Here is a 23,330-nt window from a genome sequence, read left to right as displayed (position 1 = left end):
TTAAATGTAGGTAAATTTACCGAAAGCATCACAAGTTAATCGCCCGGTCTCCCGTTAAAAAACGGGTATTCCTGACTGCGCCCGGTCCCTGAAAACGGTATTGGACACCCACTATCTCCGTAGGAAGATAATCTGCCGTAAAAGAACAGGCCACTTCTCCGTCAACCAATATACGCACCTGATGATCTTTTGCTTCCACCTGAAGCCGGACCCATTCATGCAGATCTCTTCCAAACTTTGACAGGTCAGTATCTTTACTCTGGAAAAACCGGTTGCCTGCTCTCAGGTAAAGATCTCCCTCACACCCCTTCGCGCAGAGTGGAATAATAAACACATCGTTTTTGCAGAGGATCAATACCTCTATCCGCTGACAGGCAGCGGCGCCTGTACTATAAGTACTTTTCACCCAGGTGTCAAAACGGAAATCGGCGGTATGTAGTCCGCCCATATCTTTTACATAATAGAAACGCAGGTCCGGTAGATTGGGTTGCACCGGGATATTATATGCATCCAGCATGGCTTTGTCTACCATCACCGTACTATCGCGCAGGAATTCTTTTTTAGCAAAGTAAACGGGGATCTTCTGCTGATCTGCCAGTGCCAGCCAGCCATTGGAACTGATCATCAGGTCATGTTCCTTTACGATCTCTTTGCCGACCATCAGTTTCGCCCTGAAATAACCCGGATAGTAGTAAATGGAAGAATACGCCTTCTGGTCTTTGGGTACGGCAAATTTCCGGCTCACATCCCAGGATTGGGATATATACACCGTATCCTCTCCCGCAGCGCTGGCGTCGTATCTGAAAATCACCGAATTCGGCACCCCATTCAGCACCGTTTTATTACTGCTGAACTGATAGTTGGCCCCCCTGCCTGGGCTTGTCGTTCTGCCGTCTGAACGAAGTCCGAGGTAGAGCACAAAGGCAAGTGCGAGCACCGCCAAACTCCATAAAGGCCATCTGCGTCGCGGGTGCTGTGCCGCTGGTGCCTGGACAGGAGCTACTGCAGGAATGATCCTCACCGGTTCATTTACCTGTTTTTCTGCCGGTTCTGGTTGTGACCTTAAAGTACTCCAGTCTTCAAAACCGGCATAACGGGCCAGGGTATTCAGCGTTGTCGTTGCAGGCGTATTCGTATAAGACAATTTCCCCCAAAGGCGTTTTAAAGTTGTCACACTCAATACAACACCGGTTACCTCCTGGATGGATTCACTCAGTTTCTCAAAGTCATAGGTCGTCCATCTGTCACTGCTACCCCGGTTAAACCGCTTTTCCGCCAGTGTCAGGCAGTGTTGTATGTGATCTGTTTCTAAATTGTTTTCCATTTGATAATGAGTTTATTATCTCCGTGAACAGACTTGCACAAACTTGAACATCCCTTGAATTGTCGTCAAGTTACTTATTATTCAGCTTTGCGGCATTATCATCTGAAAACTTAAAACGACAGACCATGTACAAGACATCCGCCTTTTTATTATTACTGCTTTCCTCCCTTATTGCCGCCGCACAACCCAGGGTGAGCAGACAACAGGCCAAATCATTATCCGCACCACACAGAAACAGTATTGCATTAACGCCCGACAACTGGGAGGTTAAACCCAATTCCGTTGAATTCCTGACCTGGCAATCTGTCCCTGCTATGAAAATAACGACCAGCGACGGCTCAGCCGTACTCAAAGGGGTAGATTTCACTGACGGGACCATCGAGTATGATATGGACCCTGTTGACCCACGTTTTACTTCTATGTACTTCAGACAAAGTTCCACCGACGAACGGGAATGCTTCTACTTCCGTACCAAAGCTGCCGGTAACAATACCGCTATGGATGCTATTCAATATGCTCCCTTTATCGCAGGTGTCAATCTCTGGGATATGCTGCCCGCTTATCAGGGGAATGCGACCTATGAAAGAGGGAAGTGGAACCACGTCAAACTGGTGATCTCCGGAAAACAGATGTGGGTCTATATCAATGACACCGCCCGGGCGGCACTTAAGATTCCCCGCCTGGAAGCAAATGTACAACATGGCAGCATCGGTTTTGAAGGACAGGTCATCATTGCCAATCTGGTGATCAGACCTGGTGATACAGGTGGTCTTTCTCCTGCAGCATCTCCCGATCTTACCGATAGTGATCCACGTTATCTCCGCGAATGGAAAGTAACGAGCCCTTTAGTGACGACTAAAGATATAGACTTCAGCAGCAGCTTTATGCCGGCAAAAGAAGCTGCCTGGGAGGATATCTGGACAGAAAGAGGCGGACTGGTAAACCTGACCCGCAAATTTGGGATGAGTAAGGAACGTCGTATCGTATGGCTGAAGACAAAGATCCACGCGGATAAACAACAACTGAAAAAGCTTAACCTGGGCTTCAGCGATGAAGTATGGGTATTTATCAATGGCAGATACCTGTACGTGGACAAGAACCTCTACGGTATGCCGATCATGAAAACGCCGGAAGGAAGATGTTCTATTGAAAATACGGCCTTTAACGTTCCGCTGAACGAAGGTGACAACGAACTGCTCATCGGCGTAGCCAATAGCTTCTACGGCTGGGGGATTATTGCGCGACTCGACTAAGTAGTGGAAAGAATGATGCCGCAAGGCTGTTCCGTCTTCCGGCGGACAGCCTTGCCCTTTTTCAGGATGCTGCTCCCAGTAGTATCCTGAACTTTTCAATCTGCCGCCTGTGCCGCATCACATGTACGATGGCATGTTCCATCAGTTGCTCGATATCATACACCTGGCCCCAGCGGGTCAGGATCTTCTGAGCGTTGTCCGCCTGTTCCAGTTCGCTATCTTTAATATCCTGGAAAACCATCAGGGTGAATGCAAAAGCCTCCTGTAAGTCGCTGATATAGTCGTTTACAGTCAGATGGTAACGTTTCTCCGGCCTCACCATCTGATACCCATAGGCGTGAAGAATATAGATCGCATAACTATGCGCAGAATTGACTACATGCGACAGCACCGTCTGTATAGAACGGCAGTTGTCATCCTGCGTATTGGGGTCCGTAACTGTTGTTAATTCCTTGTCGCTGAGCCCTGTGATCGCTTGCTGTAATTCGCCAATAACCCGCTCATATTCATCTAATAAGGCACCCTTTGCGCCCTGCCTGTAAACTTTATTCATATGTAGTTTTATATATTAAAATTATTTTATTATAATATTGATATTCCCGTTTTTATTCTCTATTTTCATACTTTTTCCCCAACGCTGACACACTTAACAGACTGTAAATGCAAAATTATGTAGTGCTTCCCACAGAGGAAGCCGAGGCACTAAAAGTTTTTCAGGATTTGCTGGATCAACCTGACCAGCTATTACTATTGATTTTGGGGGATGACGAGGTAGCCGCCGAGGCAAATGATACCGCCAACTTTATCAGGTCCAGGATCGGTAAATCAGGGATGGGAATGTATGACATGGTTATCTTTTTACGGGTGACCAATCCCCAGGTCATTCTGCCGGTACTGAAGAAAATGGAATGGCATCCCCGTGTCAAACCATCCGACTATGACAGCTTTGTATTGCTGTCTGTTTCCCCATTCAGGAACGTCGTTTCAGAAGGCGTTACCAAAGCTCGTTTTATGAAAGGCAGAGGTAGTATGCATACCGCTGTCATGACTGCTTACGCCAATGGCTGATGCTCTGTTTACCTTAATGAAAATCCAATATGCGACGTCTAATCTTGCCATGTGCCATCCTGTTCCCTGTATTATTAGGTAGCAGTGCTGCTGCACAGTCTATCCTGACTATCCGGGAAACAGATCAGAACAATAAAACCTACGACAATAAAAATAATGCCGATATCAATAGCCGGCTGAATATCCGTTTTGACCGCGCTGCATTTATCAGAAAAGTGAATACAGCCGGTATTGGCAGTCCGCTGCCGGAAGATGCCGTTAGCCTCCTCAATGTACTATACGAAGGCACAAGGAAGGTGGATATCTGGGCAAAAGGAATGGAAGAAGCTGTCCGCCAGCATGTACGTGGCGATAAAAACAGTCTGCCGGCCTTCCTGGAGAAAACGGCTTCTATCGCACAGGAAATCACCACTGTCTTTGACCGCGATCCGGCTACGCGGGATTATTTCGAAGCCTATGATGATGTGACCGATATCTGGGGCGGTATTACCTACGCACTGAACAGACGTATCGCTGATCTGGAAAAGCAGCTGACGGATGGCGGTGCTTATAATGATGTACGGGTACAGATCGGTGGATGGCTCATGCATAATAACCAGCCTTCTCCACTGCATTTCAACGGACTGGATGATAATCCGCAGGGAGAGTATTATGAAGTACAACGCTGGAAGTTCACGCTGTCTGACGCACAGCTTTCCCAGCTGGAAGACATTCAGAAATGGGTAAAAAGCAGTCAGCAGCGGGAAATGAATGTCAATGAAATCTTACGGGGAGAATACATACGGCAGTTCACCGATATCCTGCAACAAAGACTGAAAACAGACTACGAAGACTTCAGAAAAGAAGGAGAGAAGGTATTGAGCACTTTGCAGGATGAACAGATCATTACCGACGTGCAGCAGGCGCTGGCACAAGGAGAACTGATCAAGTCCCTGCTGAATGAAAAAGTGAAGTATTACCAGTCCATCGATAATACCAGCAAGTTTGAATTATCCGGATTTATGTCGCGTTTGCAGTCAGACGTTACAAGTCTGAACAGCGAATTCACCAAAATGAAAGGACTGCTGACCGCCATAAAAACAGATATCCCGGCAGCTTCCGCAGCTGTGCAGACCCAATGTGCCAGCCTGTTATCGCTGGCTTCCGGTAAGTTGACCGCCCTAGCCGATATGGTGATCCCGGATGATATATTGCAGTTTGGTAAGGAAGAAAGAAAACTGGCAGAACTGGCGCTCCGTTTCTCCGATAAAGTATTTTCCCTGGCATTGGGCAATATCCCGTCAGAGGCTGCCACTGATCTGCTCTATTCCGGTTACCGGGAATCAGGCGACAGGGTAGTGATCAAAATGCAGGTGACCAATGGCAGTTCCAGAAGAAACCTGATGGAAGAAACACATAGTCTGACGTTATACCGTATCCTGGCTCATATAGAAGCCACCGTCGGTGTAATCTTCGCCCATCCGCTGAAAACAACAAAGATTGAAAAGGATGTCCAGATGGCGCCTTATTACAATGTCCTGTTTAAAGGGATATTTGGCATGAGTCAAAAATGGAAACGTAATTCCTCGTTGCCGAATAACCTGCTGGACCTGAACTTTGGTTTACACGTATCCTCTCCCGACTTCGATAAGGACGATGTGCCTGAATTGGGTTTGGGTATAGTAGCCTCTACGTTGCATGATTATCTGCAGGTAGGCTGGGCATATAACCTCTTTTATGGCGCGCATTATGTATTTGTGGGTTTCAGACTGCCTATCCCTACTATGAGTCTGGGGGGCAATAATGCAGGGGCCAAATAACAACGCTTTAATCCTACAGTTATATACAATAAAAGGCTTTCGTAGTTACACGAAAGCCTTTTTATGTTCTAACCCATGTGAAAAGCGATGCTGATATTAATGACCATTGTAGCTGTTTCTATCTTATGTAGGCGATCAGGAGGATATCAGATAATCATATGGTAGATGAGCCCCATTTACCGTCCATGCAGGCAAATGTCGCTTTTACTGCATATTTACGGGAAAGATAGTTCTAAAACGGATGGCTTTATGATCGTCAGCAGATAACATCCGCATAATAATATCTCAATGTGCTCAACAACCAGGAGAAGTTATTGTTTACTATATATGTAGTAGTTTATGATAAGGCGAGCCTCGTAATTGAAATACCTGTGTTTTTTAAGCAGTCAACGATGCAATTTGGCATGACTAATGCTGCTATAATGCGACTTATAATTTATCCTCCATTAAACAATAATGATATGGCAAAGCATGGTCCCCTGCTGATATTGGAAGATGATGAAGATGACCGCGAAATATACGTGAATGTGTTGAAGGAGATGGGAATGCGTAACGAAATCTTTTTTTTTGATGCCGGAGATGCGTTGTTAACTTATCTGCAGACAACCACCGACAGACCGATGATAATTATTGCAGATATAAATGTGCCGAGAATGAATGGTTTGGAGCTCAGACGCCAGATCAACCTGGACGAAAGGTTAAGAAAGAAAAGTATTCCATTTGTATTTCTTACTACCATTGAATCACGAGAAATCGTTGATGAAGTTTATGATCTGACCGTACAGGGATATTTTATCAAAAAACCATTTTATGATGATATAGCCAGGCAAATCAGGACTGTTCTTGAATATTGGCTGATCGCAAGACATCCCAATCAATAGGATCATTACTGTTTAACACAACGATTCCACACCCCGTGCATTCCTTACACAGACCCCTATACTCACTTATTGAATAGTAACTTCGTGCTTTTTTTTATTGACAACTGGCACTCAATATAATAGCTGAATGGAAGAATGTATGCAATGCAAAGAAAAGTTAAGATTTATAAATGCATATAAATCGGTTCTAAATTTGCGTTAAAGCAGGGACAGGTCAGAAAAAATAAACCCTCAGGGCCAAAGTAGATGCCTATGTACGACGCTGCTAATTCCATCAGAAGACCCGCAGGTTATGTCAACCAGGAGATAAAAGTTCCGGCAATGCTTAAACGCCGAAACCTGGTGCATGAACTGCTGTTTGCCATTGTTTATCTTGTCAGTCTTTTGCCTGTATGGGCGCTGAAAGTCATTGAGAAATTGTTGTATTGGATCCTCTATCGGGTGATCAGATATAGAGCTGATGTAGTAGTGCAGAATCTTTCACGTTCCTTTCCGGAAAAAAGCTACCGGCAGATAAGGGGAATGGCTCGTTCCTTTTACCGCCATTTCAGTGCATTGATACTGGAAACCTTACAACTGTTATCCTTATCGGAGAAACAGCATCGTAAACGGGTACATCTGCATAATCCGGAGGTACTGGAACACTGTCATAAGGAGGGGAGGAATATCATCATTGTGATGGGGCACTATGGCAACTGGGAATGCCTGAATATCCTGCCGAAATACCTTTCCTTTGACGTGTATGCGGTATATAAACCAACGCCTTACCGATTGCTGAATATGGTGTTGTACCGCATCCGGTCGCGCTTTGGCATTAAGTTGCTGGCTACCAATGAAACCGCCCGTTTTATGTTGTCCAACCGGCAGCATCCGAATGCCTATGTATTCATTGCAGATCAGTCGCCTGTAGTAAGACCCAGGTACCAGACGCATTTCCTGCACCAGTCCACCGGCCTGTTTACCGGTGCAGAACAACTGGCGCGTTCCCTGGATGCAGTCGTATTGTATGCCTCTGTCAGGAAGCGTAATTGCGGTACAGGATGGGATATCTGTTTTTCCCTGATTACAGAAGAACCGGCGGATATTGAATCCTATGAGATCACCAGGACTTTTGCCTGGTACCTGGAACACGATATCATGCACGCCCCGGAATACTGGTTATGGACCCATAAACAGTGGGAGCGGGAATAATATTAAGCCCCAGTCACTTCCACCTTGCTTTTTCCATTGGCCATCCTGATCACTTTTATCTGCGTGGGAATACGTTCCGTCATTTCCTGTACGTGAGAAATCACCCCCACCTTACGGCCCTGATTATGTAAACGTTCCAGTGCATCCATCGCAATATTCAGCGTGTCAGGATCCAGTGCGCCAAACCCTTCGTCAATAAACAGGGATTCTACTTTCATCTTGCTGGACGATAGGGATGCTAATCCTAATGCCAGTGCCAGTGAGACAAGGAAAGATTCTCCTCCGGAAAGAGAGAAAACCGTCCTTAGTTCATCCCCCATGTCTTTATCCAGCACCTGTAAAGCCAGGTTACCGGGTATTCTCAATAGCTTATAACGGCGGGTCAGCATGGACAGGTGCATATTGGCATGATCCAGCAGCATATCCAGGGTGTATTCCTGTGCGATCTGCCGGAACTTTTTACCATCCGCAGAGCCGATCAGTTCATTTAGTTTACTCCAGTTTTCATGTACGGCTGTTTTCGCATCGATGGTATATTGCAGGTCGCCGATCTTCAGTTTATTTTCTTCATCCTGCCGTAACCTGTAGGCCAGGTTGTTCTTCTCCCTGCCCAGGTCTTCCAGTACCTGTTTCGCTTCATTGGAAGAAGCAGTTAATGCTTCCAGGGATTGATCGCTTACGCGCTTTTCCTGGTGATTACTTAACTGTAAGGATCTTTCGATCAAGGTAGCCTGGGTGGTATTAACCGCATCCCGCAGAGCCGTGATCGCCTTTCTTTCTGTTTCTATCCAGGCGGCCGTGTGGGAGAGGAGTTGCGTGAGTGTTTCTTCCGTCAACGTGCTGCCATAGGTCGCAGTATAGTTTTTTAACCATGCTCCGATGGCAGCCCGTTCTTTGTCGATATTACTGCGAATGTTGGTAATATCTGCCGTTGTGGTGTCTTTACTGGCGGTGTAGGCCCGCAGATCTTCTTTTCCTGTATTAAATACCTCTGTCGCTGTCTGCTGTGTGAGAACTGCCTGTTCGATGACCTGTTTCAACCTTTGTTCAAAGCTGATAACAGTCGCTCCGTTCAGTAATGCCTGCCGTTCCTGTTGCAGGGCATTAAACGCCGCTTGCTGCTGTTGCAGCGCATTGATCTTTTCACTTAATGCAGCCGCGATGGCCGGTCCCTGTCTGCCCATTTCCTGTAAGGCTGACTGGTGCTCACGTAACTGCTGATTATTCGCGATAATAGCTTCTGCCTGTTGTTTCCATTGTTGGGCAAAGGCCACTATTTTAGCATTGAATCCCTGTGGATCTTTTTTCCAGTTATCTACCCAGTCTGGATTGCTGAAATGGGGGGCCAGTTGTTCGGTCATGGTCCGGAGACTTTCCGTTATATGCTCCAGTTGTCTGGCAATACGTTCCTGCGCTTCTTCCTTACTGGTCTTTTCACGTTGCCTGTCTTTCAGCTGCTCTTTATTTGCAGACAGTGCCTGTTGTTTTATATCCAGCTGGCTTTTCAGGGTTTCAACCGCATTCCTTTGCGCGTCATAAGCCTTCAGCTGTACCGCTATTTCCTTTTGAGCGGTCTGTAATTGCTGCACCTGTTCTTCCAGCCATTGCGCCTTGTTTTCATCCGGGGCGGCTTTACTGGCAGCTGCCAGACTAAACCCCGCCCATTTCTCTTCCAGGGAGGCTATCTGCGTCACTCGTTCCTGTAAGGATTTGTTGAATGTTTCGCTGTCAAGTAATAGTTTTTTGCAGAATTGCTCCAGGCTGCTGATATCGCCTGATAACGTATTGTAGTACCTTAAAGCAGCATTGTATTCTTCTTCCAGTGTTTTCAGCATGGCGTGTGCCAGCGGATTGTCCGTAACGAAAGGATGCGCTTTACTGCCACATACCGGACAAGGTTCATCCTGCACCAGTTGTGCGCGCAGGGATTCTACATTTTCTGCTACCTGTAACCGTGCCTGATGCAGCAGTTTATCTGACTGCTCCTTTTTTGCCTGGGCGATGGTCAGTTCGGCCTGTTTCTCCTGAAGTGCGGCTGTCTTTTCTTTCAGTTCCTGTGCACAGTTTTCCAGCTGACGTGCGGTTTTCTCTTTCTCCTGCAGACTACCAAACAGTCTTTCCCAATGGATTTTCGCGGCTTCGCCTTCTCTTATCTGCTGATCAAGACGGGTATCTTTTTCTTTCAGGGTTTCCAGGGGAACAGCTTGTAGCAGCTTATTGGCTTCGTCCAGTTCTGTCTGTAAACGGGCGCTCTCTGCCTGTTCTTTGTCTGCTTTTTCCTGTAAGTCTGTTATCTGCTCCTGTGCTTTCCGGATAAAACTGGCATTCTCCTGCTGCTCTTTCAGCGCCTCCTGTTGTACGGGCAATAGTTTGGCAGTATGCCCCAGTTGTGCGCTGATTTCTATAATATTCTCTGCAATATCTTTTCTGCCGAGATGATCCCTTTGCCAGTCCTCCAGTTTGCTGATGGCCTGTGCAAGTGTATGGATCTCTTTTTCCTTTTCCTCAAATGCTTTCAGATGGGCATCCTGTTGTTTTTGTGCGTTGGCTGCTTCCGTTACTGCCTGTTGCAGCTGCCGGTCCTTTTCGCCTGTCAGCGTATCTAATTCCCTGGCACGTGTTATATCAGGCTGGTGTTTCGCGGCTTCCTGCTGTGCATGTAATACCGCTGCATGCGCAGTTTCCAGTGCTGTCGCTGCCTGTTGTTGTGCTTCCGTAGTTCGCATAATACGGGCATCGATCTCCTGTAAAGCCTTCTCTTTCTCGGCCAGTTGCTGCTCATGCGACCTTCTGGCTTCCACCGGACCTCTCGCTGCCTGTACATGTTCTACCAGTGTAAAGTTGCGGATCCTTTCTCCCGCATTTTCCATGGCCAGGGTAGCCTGCTGGTATTGATCGGTGGCCTGTTCCCTGTTCTTTTCCAGGGTATCCAGCAACTGATACCAGCTGATCGCAGCGCCCAGTTCTGCGATAGTGATCTGCTGGCTGCTGATCTTAGCACCCAGTTCTTCCTGTTGTGCGTGCAGGGCCATTCTTTCCTCTTCTGTCAGTCGCTCAATACCTGCAACCTGTTGTTTCAGATTCCTGAGTTCCGTATCCGCCTCTTTGAATTTATTATAGATGCCTACGGATATTTCAGAATAGATATTTGTCCCCGTCAGCTTTTCCAGGAGGGAAGCCTTGGCATCTTTATCTGCTTTCAGAAAGGCGGTGAAGTCGCCCTGTGCCAGTAATACCGAACGGGTAAACTGTTCGAAGTTCAGTCCGACCACCCTTTCTATTTCCCGCAGGGTTTCTGTTTTCTTGCCCGGGAAAACACCGTTGGTCGTCAGATTAAATAATTCCACCGTATCCGCCTGCAGGTTACCATCGATCTTATTGCGGGCACGTTTAACGGCCCATCTTGCTTTATAGTTATTGCCGTCAACTCCAGCAAATTCTACCTCTGCAAAACCTTCTGCTGTACCATCACGTAAAATACCTCTGACGTCACCCTGGCTGATTTTATTGCCTCCCTGATCCTGTATTTCTATACCGGTTTCCTTAGCCTGCAGATAACGGGGCGTTCTTGCATATAAGGCCAGGCAAAGGGCATCCAGTAAGGTGGACTTACCAGCGCCTGTCGGACCGGTAATAGCAAAGATCCCTGCTTTGCTCAATGGTTCTTTTGTGAAATCTATCTCGTTCGTATCTTCCAGTGATGCCAGGTTCTTGAAACGAATGGCTAATATCTTCATGCGTAATTACTCTTCTTTTGTGTTAATCTCCTGCAATACCTGCTGAAACAGGGCCACCAGTTCCTCCGGCGTTTCGCGCTCATAGTCTTCCTGGTAAATCTTTTTAAAGATATCCAGCGGACTTAATTCCTGCAATTGTGCAGCGCTGGCGATCCTCTCTCCTGTTCCTTCGGCTGCGGAGGAGGGGTAGCGGACGTCTATTTTTGCCAGTCGCACATGTTTGCCGGCAAGGGCTGTTTCTATCTTGTGCCGCAGGGCAGGTTCAGGTCCTTCCAGCAGTACACGTACTTCCAGGTAAGGAGCGGTATGTATTGTTTCCGTCGCTTCCGGCAATTGTAATAAGGCTTCCAGCACCGCTTCGATGGGCTGCGGTTTGGCAGGTACCCGCAGTAGTTCAGTCGTTACCGGTATTTCCAGCATTTCCAGTCCGCTCATGACGCCATTACTGATATCAAAGCTCACCACCTGGTGTTTGTAGTTCATTTCAGAGAATGACATTGGCAGCGGACTACCGCTGTAGCGGATATGTTCTTTTCCACCTATTTTCTGGGCTTTATGAATATGTCCCAAGGCTACATACAGCAGCTCTTCGTGAAACGCTTTCGCAGGAACGAATTCAATACCTCCCATGATCACTCTCTCAGATTTATCGTGATCAGACAGCTCAGCATCCAATGTATGCAGGTGTGCCATTGCGATGATGCCCTGTCCTCCTTGTTTTTTTGTCAGTGCATGTTCATAGGCTTCTTTATACAGTGCGCTTACACCATCCGCATACAGGGTTTCGCTTTCGGCTACCGCCGGATAATCGCCCATACGCAGAAACGGGATCGCCATACACCACAGCACTGTTTCGCCATTCCTGTCTCTCACAGGGATCAGCATTTTCTCATAATTGATACTGCCATCTTCCTTCCGTTCTATCAGTCCGACGATATGGATGTCCGAAGATTCCAGTAAAGGCTTCGGCGCTTCCAGTCGGGCGGCAGAGTCATGATTACCAGCCGTCACGATGATCTGTAATCCTGGTTGTGCCTTTACGGCACTATTGAGAAATGCGTAAAACAATTTGATGGCAACAGCGGAAGGGTTGGCGATATCAAACACATCTCCGCTGATGATCAGCAGTTCTACATCGTGTGCTTTAATGGTATCCACCAGCCAGTGTAAAAACTGCTGATGCTCATACGTCCTGTCATACTGATAAAAGGTTTGTCCGATATGCCAGTCCGCAGTATGCAATATTTTCATCCACTCTTTTTTACAAAGATAAATTACCTGAGTGGTTAAGCCAGAAAAGGGAGGGGAAATGTGTAAAAATCAGGTATTTTCCGCAGGCAAAAACAGGCTTATTAGCCTGGAGGTGAGGGGGATAGGAATTAAGAATTAAGAATTAAGAATTACCGCGAAGATCTCCGCTGCATTCCAATTCTTAATTCTTAATTGTTAATTCTTAATTGTTACTTATCCTACGTTCATCCTACATTCATCAACGTAGGATGAACGTAGGATAATGAATATCTAAACGGCATGTGAACGGGTTCAAAGCATCAGAATTTATAACTATATCCGGCACGGATCACCTGGGTCTCATTATAATCAGTCGCGAGATAACGGAATCCATTGCCCCTGATTTCTCTTTTATTACGCAGTGTATTGGCCACATCGGTTGCATTCACAAAGATCTCTCCTTTTCCCTGTTGAATCGTTTTTTTGACACCCAAATCTACAGAAAAACGGGAATAGATTTTTCCCTGCGGTACCAGGTCAGGCGCCTGGTAAATCGCACTCAATTGTGCGTCTATCTGTTTAGGGAAACGGAACTGACCGTTCAGCTTGACGTTACCGGAAAAGATATCTTCACGGGCAGCACTGAAGGTGTTTTCAACCGGGTATTTGTTCACCACGGTAAAGGAATCGATGATATTGTTATACCCGTTCAGGGCCAGGTTAAAGGTGGCCCATTCTGCCATCTTTTGGGAGAATACCAGTTCGATACCCGTCATGTAGCTTTTACCGGCATTCTGAAAGATATTATAGATGATATTACTGCCTGGTACGGTGCTGCCGATACGGGTAATGGTAGCATCCATGCGTTTGTGATAAACGGAGGAGAACAGGTATCCTTTATTCCAGCTGGTTTTATCACCCAGTTCGAAGAGATTGGTATACTGTGGCCGAAGTGCAGGATTACCTACCTTGATGATTTCCGCATCGTCATATTTCGGGAAGATGCGTATATCGCCTTCGTTAGGCCGGTCTACACGGCGGTTGTAGAAAAAGGATACCTTGTTGTTGTCCGTCAGTTTATAAGCCAGTCGTAGGTTTGGGAATGGCTGTGTATAGTTGTAGCCGTCGCTTTTGTATACCGGGTGATTCGGATTGACGTCATAGGCCAGGTGTACATATTCCAGTCGCAGACCGGCTTCCAGTTCGAAGTGTTTGTTCTCGTAGACGTAGTTACCATAAATAGCCGGGATATTCTCCTTGTAGCGTGTAAATCCACCGGCACGGGCATCCAGCACAGAATGTAGACCTGGTTTGAAATCCATGTTCACCGGAATATACCGGTACCTGAATTTCACCCCACCTTCAAAACGACCATGGCGCAGGGGCTGTACATAATCGATAGTCAGGTCGGTAACGTGCTCGTCAGACAGGACTTTGAATGAGTCAATACCGGTATATTCGGGCATAATGTTCGTAAAGAAGTACTTTTCATCCTCCCTGTGGAAAGTGCTGCTTAGGCTTACATTCAGGGTTCTGCCGGGTGCATGGAAGTTGTGCTGCCAGATCACAGATCCTACTATGGTAGTCTTCAGTTCATCTTCCAGGAATTGCCAGAGGCGCTGTCTTTCGGTCAGGTTACCATTAAAGAAAGGTTCATCTCCGTGGTCCAGTATTTTCTCTGTACCATACATCCCGGAAACGGTGATGGTATTGCGGCCGTCAATGGCCCAGTCCATACCTGCTTTTACATTGGAGAAATTGGTATTCCGGTTACGTTTGGTCTGTTGTTTTACCACATCACCGTTATCGTAATACCTGTCTGCAAATTCGTTTTTATTCAGTGTTTTGGTATACAGATCGTCTGCCTGCAGGAACAAATTGACTTTGTTTTTGCGGTAGTTCAGCGACAGCGAAGGATTGATCTTGGGCGTACCCTGGTATTGACGTCTTATAGTAGGATAATTCTGTCTTTTTATCCATAAAGCACCCGCACCTGCACTTAAACCGATTTTGCCGTTAAAGCCGTCTTTTTTCTCTTTTTTGTAGATGATATTGATAATGCCGGCATTGCCGTTGGCATCATATTTTGAAGAAGGGTTGTTGATGATCTCTATCTTTTCGATGGCGGAGGCAGGGATATTGTCCAGGCTTGTTTGTCCGCCGAAACCTGTCAGCGCCGTCTGTTTCCCGTCCATCAATACCATGACCTTGTCACTGCCTCTCAGCAGAATTTTTCCATCCTGGGTAGTTACACCGGGGAGGTTTTTCATTGCTTCCAGTACAGAGCCACCTGCCTGACTGATATTATCGGCTACACTGAATGTTTTCTTATCCGGCCGGATTTCTTCCTGTTTACCGGTGATGGTCACCGTGTTCAGGGATTTGGGGTCCGCAGCCAGTTCTATACTGCCCAGTTCCAGTACCGGACTTAATTGTCCGATAGTCAGATGTTGTATCAGCGGCTGATAGCCAATATAGGAGAATTCCAGCAGGTAGTTGCCACTGCTGAGGTCTGCGAGTTTGAAGCGGCCATCATCACCGGAGATAGTACCGGATACAAAACTACTGTCTTTTGCTTTTTTGAGGGTCACACTTACAAATGGTAAGGGGTGCTTGCCGGAATCTTCTTTCATCTGCCCGGAAAGCGTCACTTTTATGGATTGCGCGTGCAGGTGCTTCGCAAAGAAAAGTAAGATGATACAGAATAACGGGACACCTTTCATGCAGTTGATATTTTCTGCATAGTTAAGACCCGATTCGAAAGGAAATCTAAACTAGAAAGTCACGGAGAAGATGTGCCGCATATCACTGAAAGTATAATCCGTTTTCCAGCTATAACGGCTGCAGATCTGTTTCACCAGAGATAGTCCCAAGCCGGTACCAGGTGTTTCGACAGAGGTGGTGCCGAAGCGTTTGAACAACTGTTCCTGTTGCAGACTGAGCGTACCGGGATTCGCAATAAACATAGCTTTGTGGTTCAATGTGATCTGGATCGTATTGTCATTGGGGGTATAGCGGATAGCGTTGGTGATCAGATTATTTAATAATATTTCCACCAGAATCTTATTACCCTCTATTGTTACACCTGTAGCGATATCCTGATCAAATACCAGGTTTTTATTCTCTGAGAAATTAGAGAACAGGACGAGTGAATTTTTCAGTAATTCTGAAAGATCGATGGTCTCTTTATCCATAAACTGACTGTTCTCGATTTTGGTCAGCAGTAACAGGTTTTTATTGATACGGGTGACGCGGGCCAATGCTTTATTCGCATCTTCAATGAGGTCGTATTGTTCGTCGGTCAGGAGTTTGGTCTGTAACAGCAGATCCAGTTTGGACTGAATAACAGCCAGCGGCGTCTGTAGTTCGTGGGAGGCATTATCGGCAAATTCTTTCTGTTGATTATACACGGCAATATTACCTGCAATCAGTTTATTCAGACTGCTATTCAGTTCTGAGAATTCTTCGATATCTGTTTCTTCAAAATTAACGGTTTGCTGCTGATCGAGGTTGAATCCTTTGATCTGTGCGAGACTATTATAGAAAGGTTGCCAGAGACGTTTGGAGATCCTGCGGTTCAGTAGTATAAATCCGATCATCAGCAGAAGAAAGAATAATACGGTCAGTAGTGTTACGAAGAGAATGATGAGATATCGGTCTTCCCGTCCGGCAGCGGCGGTTAGCTCGATTTTATGTTCATCAAGTTCGTGATGCCATAACATATTGATCACGTAGTAATACACCGGTATACTGATGACCAGTACGAGTCCGGCGTATCCCATAAAACGTTTCATGGTGCGGTTCAGCAGCTTGCTCATATTTCCCATTTATAACCTGTGCCGTAGAGTGTTTTCAGGTAGTTGTCGCAACCGGCTTCTGTCAGTTTCTTTTTCAGGTTTTTGATATGTACATAGATGAAGTCATAGTTGTCGAACATGTCGGCAACATCACCGGAAAGGTGTTCTGCGAGCGCGCTTTTGGAAATGACTTTGTTCTTATTGCTGATGAAGTAGAGGAGGAGGTCAAATTCTTTTTTGGTCAGTACAACGTTGTTGTCGTTAACGGAAACCGTTTTTGCCAGCAGGTTGATCTTTAATTCATTCAATTCGATGATATTGACGTTTCCGAATTGTTTACGTCTGATCACAGAATAAATGCGGGCGGCCAGTTCAGGCAGGTGGAAGGGTTTGGTCAGATAGTCGTCCGCACCGATCTGCAGACCTTTGATTTTATCGTCCAGTGAGTTTTTAGCAGAGATGATAATGACGCCATCCTGTTTATTCTGTTCCTTGATTTCCTCCAGTATTTTTAGTCCGTCGCCACCGGGCAGCATCAGGTCCAGCAGGATACAATCATAATCATATACGGTGATCTTGTCGATGGCCTGTCCGAAGTTACCCGCATATTCGCAGAGATAATTTTCGTCCGCCAGATAAGCGCCGATGCTCTTTGAAAGGGCCGGTTCGTCTTCTATTATCAAAATTTTCATCCGTGAAAATATAGAGGAATTCTAAAAACATTCTGAAGGTAAGATTTATCGCGCTGTTTTCATGACATATATTTTACTAGGCGTTAATGTATTGTGAAAATATGAGGGCGTCCGGGTCTTAGGGATGATCAGCACCAATTTCCGACAGAATTCGCTGCTAAGTTTGCAGGCAGATTAAAACAGCTTGGATAATGAAGAATGTGTTTCGCAACAGATTCTCACTGATTGTATTGATTGTACTGTTGATGCTTGTACTTTCCTTCCTGACACGTGTCGTCTTACTGCTTAGTACACCGGCTTCAGGCGTATCTGCCATACAGTTTGTGAGTGCCTTGTTTATTGGCGGAATGTATGACCTTTCGGTCGCTTCCCTTATTGTCATTCCTTTTGTACTGCATCTCTGGTTACAGAATGAGTTTATTTACCGGCTAAAAGTATTGCCTTTTGTTACGGCGGGATTCCTCACGTTCATGGGCATCTTGCTCTTCACGCATCTCGTCCCGAAAGATTACAACAAAGACCTGTATCATATCTTGTTGTATTATCTGACGGCACGTTTTGCCATTTACCTGTTTCTCTTTTTTATGCCGTATCACTTTCGCTTACAATGGCGCACAGGCTTCTTGTATATCGTGACGGCATTGACGGTATTCCTGTTACTGATGAACGCTGTGAGTGAGTGGTTCTTCTGGCGGGAGTTTTCTACCCGGTATAATTTTATAGCGGTAGATTATCTGGTGTATACGACCGAGGTGTTAGGAAATATTTCTGAGTCATATCCTTTAGTGCCGATTGTCAGTACACTTGTCGTGATCGCCATTGTGGTCGTTGTGGTTATGCGGCATCCGATAAAGGAAAGTGTCAGCAGGGTACATATGTCCTTTGCCAAACGATCGCTTATTGCTGGCGGTTTGTTCTTATTTGCTTTTAGCAGCTATAATATCGTTAACGGGAAATGGCGGCATTTCAGCACGAATGAATATGCTAATTCGCTGGCAGGCAATGGTATCTACGAATTTGCGGTGGCCTTTACACAAAACGAGCTGGACTTTTATAAATTCTACAAGACGATTCCCGATACCACCGCATTTAGTAAGGTGCGGCAACAGCTGACTACGCCCAATAGCCATTTTATTGGTAAAGATCTTTATAGCATAGAAAGGGATATTACTTATCCGGGGCCTGAACGTAAGCTGAATGTGGTGATGATTAGTGTAGAGAGTCTGAGTGCTGATTTTATGAAGGCATTCGGCAGTACGGAGAACATTACCCCTTACCTGGATTCGCTGTCTAAAAAGAGTCTGCTGTTTACCCAGCTTTATTCCTCCGGCACAAGAACAGTCCGCGGTCTGGAAGCCTTGTCATTGTCTATTCCTCCATCACCAGGACAAAGCATCGTGAAGCGCCCTGATAATGCACACCTTTTCTCTATGGGGAGCGTTTTGCGCGCACATGGATATACTACGCAGTATCTCTATGGTGGTTATAGTTACTTCGATAATATGAAGGAGTTCTTTGGTAATAATGGCTATACCGTCATTGATCGCTCTTCAATACCGGCTGATAAGATACATTATGAGAATATCTGGGGGGTAGCAGATGAAGACCTGTTTACGCTGGCACTGAATGTACTGGATAAGGATAACAGCGCTGGAAAACCTTTCTTTACGCATATTATGACGGTGAGTAACCATCGTCCTTATACTTATCCTGACGGAAGGATAGACATCCCCGCTGCTATGCAGGTAAGACAGGGAGCGGTAAAGTATACTGATTATTCCATCAATAAATTCCTCCGGGAAGCGAGTCATAAACCCTGGTTTGACAGCACCGTATTCGTGATCGTAGCAGATCATTGCGCAGGCAGTGCGGGTAGCGTAGAACTGCCAGTTACAGGTTATCATATTCCCATGTTGATCTATGCGCCTAAGATACTGCAGCCGCAGGAAGTAAATACCCTGACGGCCCAGATAGATGTCGCGCCGACTATTCTTGGTTTACTCCACTTAGATTACCGCTCTAAATTCTTTGGGCAGGATGTATTAAACACACCGTCAGACAAACAACGTGCATTTATCAGCACTTATCAGGGATTGGGGTACCTGCGGGATGGAAAGCTCGTGGTGCAATCACCCGTAAAGACAGTACATGAATATATTCCCGACTTCCATAACGGCAATGCGGCGCCTGTACAGGTAGAGCCTGACCTATCCCGGGAGGCGATCGCCTACTATCAAAGTATCAGCTGGTTGCTGAAGAACAGGAAACAGTCCTTTTGATACATATGACCAATCCCGGTCCATTTCCTGATTGTCGTCATTGTTGTGGCGACAGAATAGTCGTCTATTTGTACTCATTGTAATTGCCAAAGCAAAAAAACAGGAACGTATGCTAGGTACACTCAATCAACAGGAAATGGAGGAATTACTGCTTCGTAATGTAACCGGTAGAATTGGTTGCCGTGATGGTGATCAGATATATATTGTGCCGGTGAGTTACGCTTATAATGAGAAATATATCATCGCGCATTCAGGAGAAGGTTTGAAGATAGATATGATGCGGAAGAACCCGCAGGTGGGCTTTGAAGTAGACGAGATCAGCGATCAGCGTAACTGGAAAAGCGTGATCTGTCAGGGAAGATTTGAAGAAATATTGGATGAAAAAGAAAAATATTATGCCATGAAGTTTCTGGTGAGTCGGCTGATGCACACGCAGCTGAGTGAGACAGCACGACTACCGGATGCGATAGGAGAAGGGCATGCGGCTCCGCTGATAAGACCTATCGTATATCGTATTCGTATGGAGACGATGACAGGAAGATGCGAATTTGCGTAATAGTTGTATAATGTATCCGAAAGTTGCAACGAAGTCTGCTTTATAGCAGACTTTTTTGTTTTGGGGGTATCATGCAGATAAAGCAACAGTTAGCTTATCCCAGCCAGACGGCATAAGCTAACTGTTGCTCTTATATCGTTATTAACTGGAATTATCCTGCTAATCATTAGACAAAATCACCTTCAATGATTTCTCTTGCTCCGCATGTGAAAACGTTTCATATGCCTTCAGAATATCCTGCAATTCAAACCGATGGGTAATCAATTGTTTCGGATCCAGTTTTTTTGAGACGACTGTATTCAGCAACAATGGTGTAGTTACCGTATCTACCAGCCGGGTTGTAATCGTGATATTCTTTGCCCATAAATCCTGTAAATGCAGGGTGACAGGTTTGCCATGTACTCCGACATTAGCGATACAGCCTCCGGGAGCGATAATGGATTCGCATAGTTCAAATGTGGCGGGTATGCCTACTGCTTCAATAGCGGTATCAACGCCACGATTACCTGTGATAGCCATGAGTCGTTCCACTACGGCTTCTTTTTCACTGTTAATCGTATCTGTGGCGCCGAATTGACGGGCTACCTGTAGCCTGTTTTCATCCAGGTCGATCATGATGATTTTTGACGGGGAATAAAAGTCTGCGGTCAGTAGTGCCGCCAGACCAACAGGACCGGCGCCGACGATGGCAACAGTGCTTCCGGGAGCTACTTTCCCATTCAGTACACCACATTCATACCCTGTGGGCAAAATATCACTCAGCATCACCAGGGCTTCTTCATCAGCTCCAGCCGGTATATGATGAAGACTGGTATCTGCAAAAGGAATCCTGACATATTCTGCCTGTGTACCGTCTATCAGGTGTCCTAATATCCATCCGCCGTTTTCACAATGCGAGTACATGCTTTTACGGCAATATTCGCATTTGCCGCAGGCGGTAATGCAGGAGATGAGTACATGGTCACCTTTTTTAAAGTTGGATACGTTGCTGCCCGTTTCGGCTATTACACCGACTCCTTCATGTCCGAGAATGCGACCATCGGTTACTTCGGGTACATCGCCTTTCAGGATATGCAGATCGGTACCGCAGATGGTCGTTTTAAGTATTCTGACGATGGCGTCAGTAGGCGCCTGTATAACAGGTTGTGGTTTGTCTTCGAATGCTTTCTGGCCGGGGCCATGATATACCAGTGCTTTCATGTTTTTTTCTGTGAATTTACCTTATGTTGCAATGGTAATGCAATGACCAGATACGGGTGTGAGGATGATTGTTGTCATTCGGGAAGACTTTACCGTTTTTATATGGAAAAGTCGGATTTAGAAGACTTGTATTGCTGATCTATGCAATCCTGATTTATTTAAACTTTTCATATACATCTTCAAAGAAACGCACTTTGCCGTTTGCGTCAGGCCAGGCCACTTCATACAGGATGATGACAGGTATACCGGGTTTCATGGGGATAGTTATCGGACTACCCGCAGGCGGTGTTTTCATCCGGGATAAACTATCAATACGCGGAGCTTCAGCTGGTACGAGTAGCTTCGCCAAGGGAATGGCGTCTTCTACTCTGATACAACCGTGACTGAAATACCTGCTGTTGAACATAAAGTAACTTCTTGCAGGGGTATCATGGAGATAAGTGCTGTATGGGTTAAAGAAATTCAGTTTAATAATACCCAGCGAATTATCGCAACCAAACATTTGTCTCAGCGTATAAGGGAAATTATGTTTATTCAGCGTATTCCAGTTAATAGATTGCGGATCCAGTATCCTGCCTGATTTATCCAGTACCTGGTAGTTGCCCGCTTCAAGGTATATGGAAGGAGCGCCTTTAATACCCGGAAGCAATTCCTTAACAGCGATGTTGTGCGGCACTGTCCAGTAAGGAAACAGGATGACTTCATCTATCCTGCTCGCCAGGGGAGAGGATGGCGTTTTTGCTTTACCTACGATTACCCGGGAATTAAGCATGGTACTGTCGCCAAGATATACAAACAGCTCTGCGGCGGGAATATCTACGACCACTACATACTGGTATTTCCGCAAACAGTTTAACCAGCGGAAGGTGTTTATGGCATGTTTGAGTTCGGACAGCCTTTTCTCCAGTGAAACATTTAACTCCTCGATTACACCTTGTCTCAATGCTCCATCTTCCAGGAATTCGAACATATATTCAGCCGCTCTTATCTTTATGCGAAGGGTGTCTTCATGCGCAGTATAGTCAGGCGCATCGAGGAAGCCAAGCTGGTATAATTTATCTATCAATGGATGATTGCTGCTATCGGCTGTTTCGGAGGTGATTTTTACAGGGTGATAATCCTGCCGCTGTAATCTGTCATTATAAAATGCAATCATACTTTTTAAGGCATTGTATTGTGGTGCCGAAGGTTCTACTTTTTCCAGCAATTTGTTAAAGTTGTTATTAGCAAGGGCGCTATAAAGAAGAGTGGGGATATCAAGGCAATCCGGCACGTATTTCAGACCATCATATCCAATGCGTGTGATTGCAGGGCCATAGGCTACATCCGTAAAAAATGCAATTGCCGCCTGAGTGAGCGCCCTGTCTGTCATGAGAGAGTCTGTCGGCATATAACCAGATTGCAGTTGCTGTACCAGGGCAAAAGCATAGTCCCGTTGTTCCAACCCTAATAAAGCCGCCTGCTTAAAATAACTGAATAGTTGCTGACGATTTTGCGAGCAATCAGCCGGTAACCAGTACATCTTTTCTGCGGCCCGGCCGGCGTTGGCGTACATCATCATTAAGATGATCAGATAGGCTATTTTTCTCATCATCGGTTTTTCTTAAAGCTACACTGCTATTTCTCTATGAGCAATGACGATCATTATGATGATGACTGTCTGTGGTCATTTTATAAGGATCATATATGTTAAAATCCTTATTCACACCGCTACCGGTGACCGATACTCCCACATTTGGGGATATCCCATGAATTGATTTATCCTCAATTTTGAGTCGTGAAATAATTGTGACAGATACACAAGAACGAACGATGATAAAACTTAGCGTAAAAGAACGAAGGGAACAATTCTTATTCCTTGGCGGAATATTTTTGTTCACCGTTAGCCTCCTCGGATTTGGATTGTTTCATGATTTCGGAGATAGCAAAACCATATCAAAAGAGGACCTCACAGATAAACTTTCCCGTGATGCGGAGTTTGAAGAACTGGTAAAAGTACAACGTGCGACCATTGACACGGCGTACCGGCAGATCGTTAACTTCGATCCCGCCGTGAAAGCAGTATTCCTGGAAAATGATATCCGGTATTCACTCGGCTCTATCAGATCCAATTACGACAGACAAGCATTTGACCCAAGATATAAGTCCTTTCTGCAGGTGTCGCTGTTGTATAATACTTTTTTCTTCAACAGACGGGAGCTGAAAGGGAATATCAATGATATCGATAACCTCAGAAAGACACTGGAGGATTGCAAATTATCGACCCGTCAACTGAAAGAAAGTATCGGGACACAGGGTAACCATTAAGCCCCCAAAATAACCA

Annotated in this window: 17 protein-coding genes; 8 read left to right on the top strand and 9 right to left on the bottom strand. The window is 45.7% G+C overall.

The genetic code is table 11. The features are described 5' to 3' along the window. Window positions 1-28: 28 nt before the first annotated feature. A complete protein-coding gene (locus CPIN_RS24275; RefSeq protein ID WP_012792495.1) occupies window positions 29-1,324 on the bottom strand; it encodes a hypothetical protein in 1,296 nt (431 codons plus the stop codon). A gap of 125 nt (window positions 1,325-1,449) precedes the next feature. Between CPIN_RS24275 and CPIN_RS24270 the strand changes: the two genes are divergently transcribed. Next, window positions 1,450-2,577 carry a hypothetical protein gene (locus CPIN_RS24270; RefSeq protein ID WP_012792494.1) on the top strand — a complete coding sequence of 376 codons (1,128 nt, stop codon included), beginning with the start codon at window positions 1,450-1,452 and terminating at the stop codon, window positions 2,575-2,577. Between the two features lie 61 nt (window positions 2,578-2,638). On the opposite strand, the gene CPIN_RS24265 is transcribed toward CPIN_RS24270, so the two are convergent. Further along, window positions 2,639-3,130 carry a DinB family protein gene (locus CPIN_RS24265; protein ID WP_012792493.1) on the bottom strand — a complete coding sequence of 164 codons (492 nt, stop codon included), beginning with the start codon at window positions 3,128-3,130 and terminating at the stop codon, window positions 2,639-2,641. 107 nt (window positions 3,131-3,237) lie between these two features. Here CPIN_RS24265 and CPIN_RS24260 point away from each other — a divergent pair, with 107 nt between their 5' ends. From CPIN_RS24260 to CPIN_RS24245, 4 genes are all read left to right on the top strand, one after another. Further along, a complete protein-coding gene (locus CPIN_RS24260) occupies window positions 3,238-3,645 on the top strand; it encodes a hypothetical protein (RefSeq protein WP_012792492.1) in 408 nt (135 codons plus the stop codon). 29 nt (window positions 3,646-3,674) lie between these two features. Next, on the top strand, window positions 3,675-5,444 hold the full coding sequence (locus tag CPIN_RS24255; RefSeq protein WP_012792491.1) for a hypothetical protein: 1,770 nt from the start codon (window positions 3,675-3,677) through the stop codon (window positions 5,442-5,444). Window positions 5,445-5,905: 461 nt separating this feature from the next. Continuing rightward, window positions 5,906-6,325: a response regulator gene (locus CPIN_RS24250; protein WP_044219594.1), complete on the top strand. Its 420-nt coding sequence runs from the start codon at window positions 5,906-5,908 to the stop codon at window positions 6,323-6,325. A gap of 252 nt (window positions 6,326-6,577) precedes the next feature. Next, window positions 6,578-7,516 carry a lysophospholipid acyltransferase family protein gene (locus CPIN_RS24245; protein WP_187294689.1) on the top strand — a complete coding sequence of 313 codons (939 nt, stop codon included), beginning with the start codon at window positions 6,578-6,580 and terminating at the stop codon, window positions 7,514-7,516. Window positions 7,517-7,518: 2 nt separating this feature from the next. Here CPIN_RS24245 and CPIN_RS24240 read toward each other — a convergent pair whose 3' ends face one another. The 5 genes from CPIN_RS24240 to CPIN_RS24220 all read right to left on the bottom strand — a co-directional run bounded on the left by CPIN_RS24240 (window position 7,519) and on the right by CPIN_RS24220 (window position 16,972). Further along, complete coding sequence (locus tag CPIN_RS24240) at window positions 7,519-11,253, bottom strand: AAA family ATPase (RefSeq protein WP_012792488.1); 3,735 nt, start codon at window positions 11,251-11,253, stop codon at window positions 7,519-7,521. Between the two features lie 6 nt (window positions 11,254-11,259). Next, window positions 11,260-12,504: an exonuclease SbcCD subunit D C-terminal domain-containing protein gene (locus CPIN_RS24235; protein ID WP_012792487.1), complete on the bottom strand. Its 1,245-nt coding sequence runs from the start codon at window positions 12,502-12,504 to the stop codon at window positions 11,260-11,262. A gap of 299 nt (window positions 12,505-12,803) precedes the next feature. Further along, a complete protein-coding gene (locus CPIN_RS24230) occupies window positions 12,804-15,206 on the bottom strand; it encodes a TonB-dependent receptor (RefSeq protein ID WP_012792486.1) in 2,403 nt (800 codons plus the stop codon). A 51-nt stretch (window positions 15,207-15,257) separates the two neighbouring features. Further along, window positions 15,258-16,301 carry a sensor histidine kinase gene (locus CPIN_RS24225; RefSeq protein ID WP_012792485.1) on the bottom strand — a complete coding sequence of 348 codons (1,044 nt, stop codon included), beginning with the start codon at window positions 16,299-16,301 and terminating at the stop codon, window positions 15,258-15,260. Further along, a complete protein-coding gene (locus CPIN_RS24220) occupies window positions 16,298-16,972 on the bottom strand; it encodes a response regulator transcription factor (protein WP_012792484.1) in 675 nt (224 codons plus the stop codon). The genes CPIN_RS24225 and CPIN_RS24220 overlap by 4 nt, the downstream gene beginning before the upstream one ends. A gap of 191 nt (window positions 16,973-17,163) precedes the next feature. Between CPIN_RS24220 and CPIN_RS24215 the strand changes: the two genes are divergently transcribed. Further along, window positions 17,164-19,251: an LTA synthase family protein gene (locus CPIN_RS24215; RefSeq protein ID WP_012792483.1), complete on the top strand. Its 2,088-nt coding sequence runs from the start codon at window positions 17,164-17,166 to the stop codon at window positions 19,249-19,251. A gap of 109 nt (window positions 19,252-19,360) precedes the next feature. Continuing rightward, complete coding sequence (locus CPIN_RS24210) at window positions 19,361-19,807, top strand: pyridoxamine 5'-phosphate oxidase family protein (RefSeq protein ID WP_012792482.1); 447 nt, start codon at window positions 19,361-19,363, stop codon at window positions 19,805-19,807. Window positions 19,808-19,966: 159 nt separating this feature from the next. Here the strand turns inward: CPIN_RS24210 and CPIN_RS24205 are convergent, their stop codons facing one another. Continuing rightward, window positions 19,967-21,007, bottom strand: a complete 1,041-nt coding sequence (locus tag CPIN_RS24205) for a zinc-dependent alcohol dehydrogenase family protein (RefSeq protein WP_012792481.1) — start codon at window positions 21,005-21,007, stop codon at window positions 19,967-19,969. 154 nt (window positions 21,008-21,161) lie between these two features. Continuing rightward, window positions 21,162-22,601, bottom strand: coding sequence for a L,D-transpeptidase family protein (locus CPIN_RS36995; protein ID WP_083781142.1), 1,440 nt, complete (start codon window positions 22,599-22,601; stop codon window positions 21,162-21,164). 218 nt (window positions 22,602-22,819) lie between these two features. Here CPIN_RS36995 and CPIN_RS24195 point away from each other — a divergent pair, with 218 nt between their 5' ends. Next, window positions 22,820-23,314, top strand: coding sequence for a type VI secretion system transmembrane protein TssO (locus CPIN_RS24195; protein WP_012792479.1), 495 nt, complete (start codon window positions 22,820-22,822; stop codon window positions 23,312-23,314). Window positions 23,315-23,330: the final 16 nt, after the last annotated feature.

The organism is Chitinophaga pinensis DSM 2588 (genome assembly GCF_000024005.1).
In the GTDB taxonomy this organism is placed as follows: Bacteria; Bacteroidota; Bacteroidia; order Chitinophagales; family Chitinophagaceae; genus Chitinophaga; species Chitinophaga pinensis.
Note: the sequence above shows the minus strand (reverse complement) of the source record. Positions and strands in the feature narration are given on the sequence as shown.

Coding starts and splice junctions, on each gene's coding strand:
- CPIN_RS24275 (WP_012792495.1), bottom strand. CDS start 1,324: ATGGAAAACAATTTAGAAACAGATCACATACAACACTGCCTGACACTG.
- CPIN_RS24270 (WP_012792494.1), top strand. CDS start 1,450: ATGTACAAGACATCCGCCTTTTTATTATTACTGCTTTCCTCCCTTATT.
- CPIN_RS24265 (WP_012792493.1), bottom strand. CDS start 3,130: ATGAATAAAGTTTACAGGCAGGGCGCAAAGGGTGCCTTATTAGATGAA.
- CPIN_RS24260 (WP_012792492.1), top strand. CDS start 3,238: ATGCAAAATTATGTAGTGCTTCCCACAGAGGAAGCCGAGGCACTAAAA.
- CPIN_RS24255 (WP_012792491.1), top strand. CDS start 3,675: ATGCGACGTCTAATCTTGCCATGTGCCATCCTGTTCCCTGTATTATTA.
- CPIN_RS24250 (WP_044219594.1), top strand. CDS start 5,906: ATGGCAAAGCATGGTCCCCTGCTGATATTGGAAGATGATGAAGATGAC.
- CPIN_RS24245 (WP_187294689.1), top strand. CDS start 6,578: ATGTACGACGCTGCTAATTCCATCAGAAGACCCGCAGGTTATGTCAAC.
- CPIN_RS24240 (WP_012792488.1), bottom strand. CDS start 11,253: ATGAAGATATTAGCCATTCGTTTCAAGAACCTGGCATCACTGGAAGAT.
- CPIN_RS24235 (WP_012792487.1), bottom strand. CDS start 12,504: ATGAAAATATTGCATACTGCGGACTGGCATATCGGACAAACCTTTTAT.
- CPIN_RS24230 (WP_012792486.1), bottom strand. CDS start 15,206: ATGAAAGGTGTCCCGTTATTCTGTATCATCTTACTTTTCTTTGCGAAG.
- CPIN_RS24225 (WP_012792485.1), bottom strand. CDS start 16,301: ATGAGCAAGCTGCTGAACCGCACCATGAAACGTTTTATGGGATACGCC.
- CPIN_RS24220 (WP_012792484.1), bottom strand. CDS start 16,972: ATGAAAATTTTGATAATAGAAGACGAACCGGCCCTTTCAAAGAGCATC.
- CPIN_RS24215 (WP_012792483.1), top strand. CDS start 17,164: ATGAAGAATGTGTTTCGCAACAGATTCTCACTGATTGTATTGATTGTA.
- CPIN_RS24210 (WP_012792482.1), top strand. CDS start 19,361: ATGCTAGGTACACTCAATCAACAGGAAATGGAGGAATTACTGCTTCGT.
- CPIN_RS24205 (WP_012792481.1), bottom strand. CDS start 21,007: ATGAAAGCACTGGTATATCATGGCCCCGGCCAGAAAGCATTCGAAGAC.
- CPIN_RS36995 (WP_083781142.1), bottom strand. CDS start 22,601: ATGATGAGAAAAATAGCCTATCTGATCATCTTAATGATGATGTACGCC.
- CPIN_RS24195 (WP_012792479.1), top strand. CDS start 22,820: ATGATAAAACTTAGCGTAAAAGAACGAAGGGAACAATTCTTATTCCTT.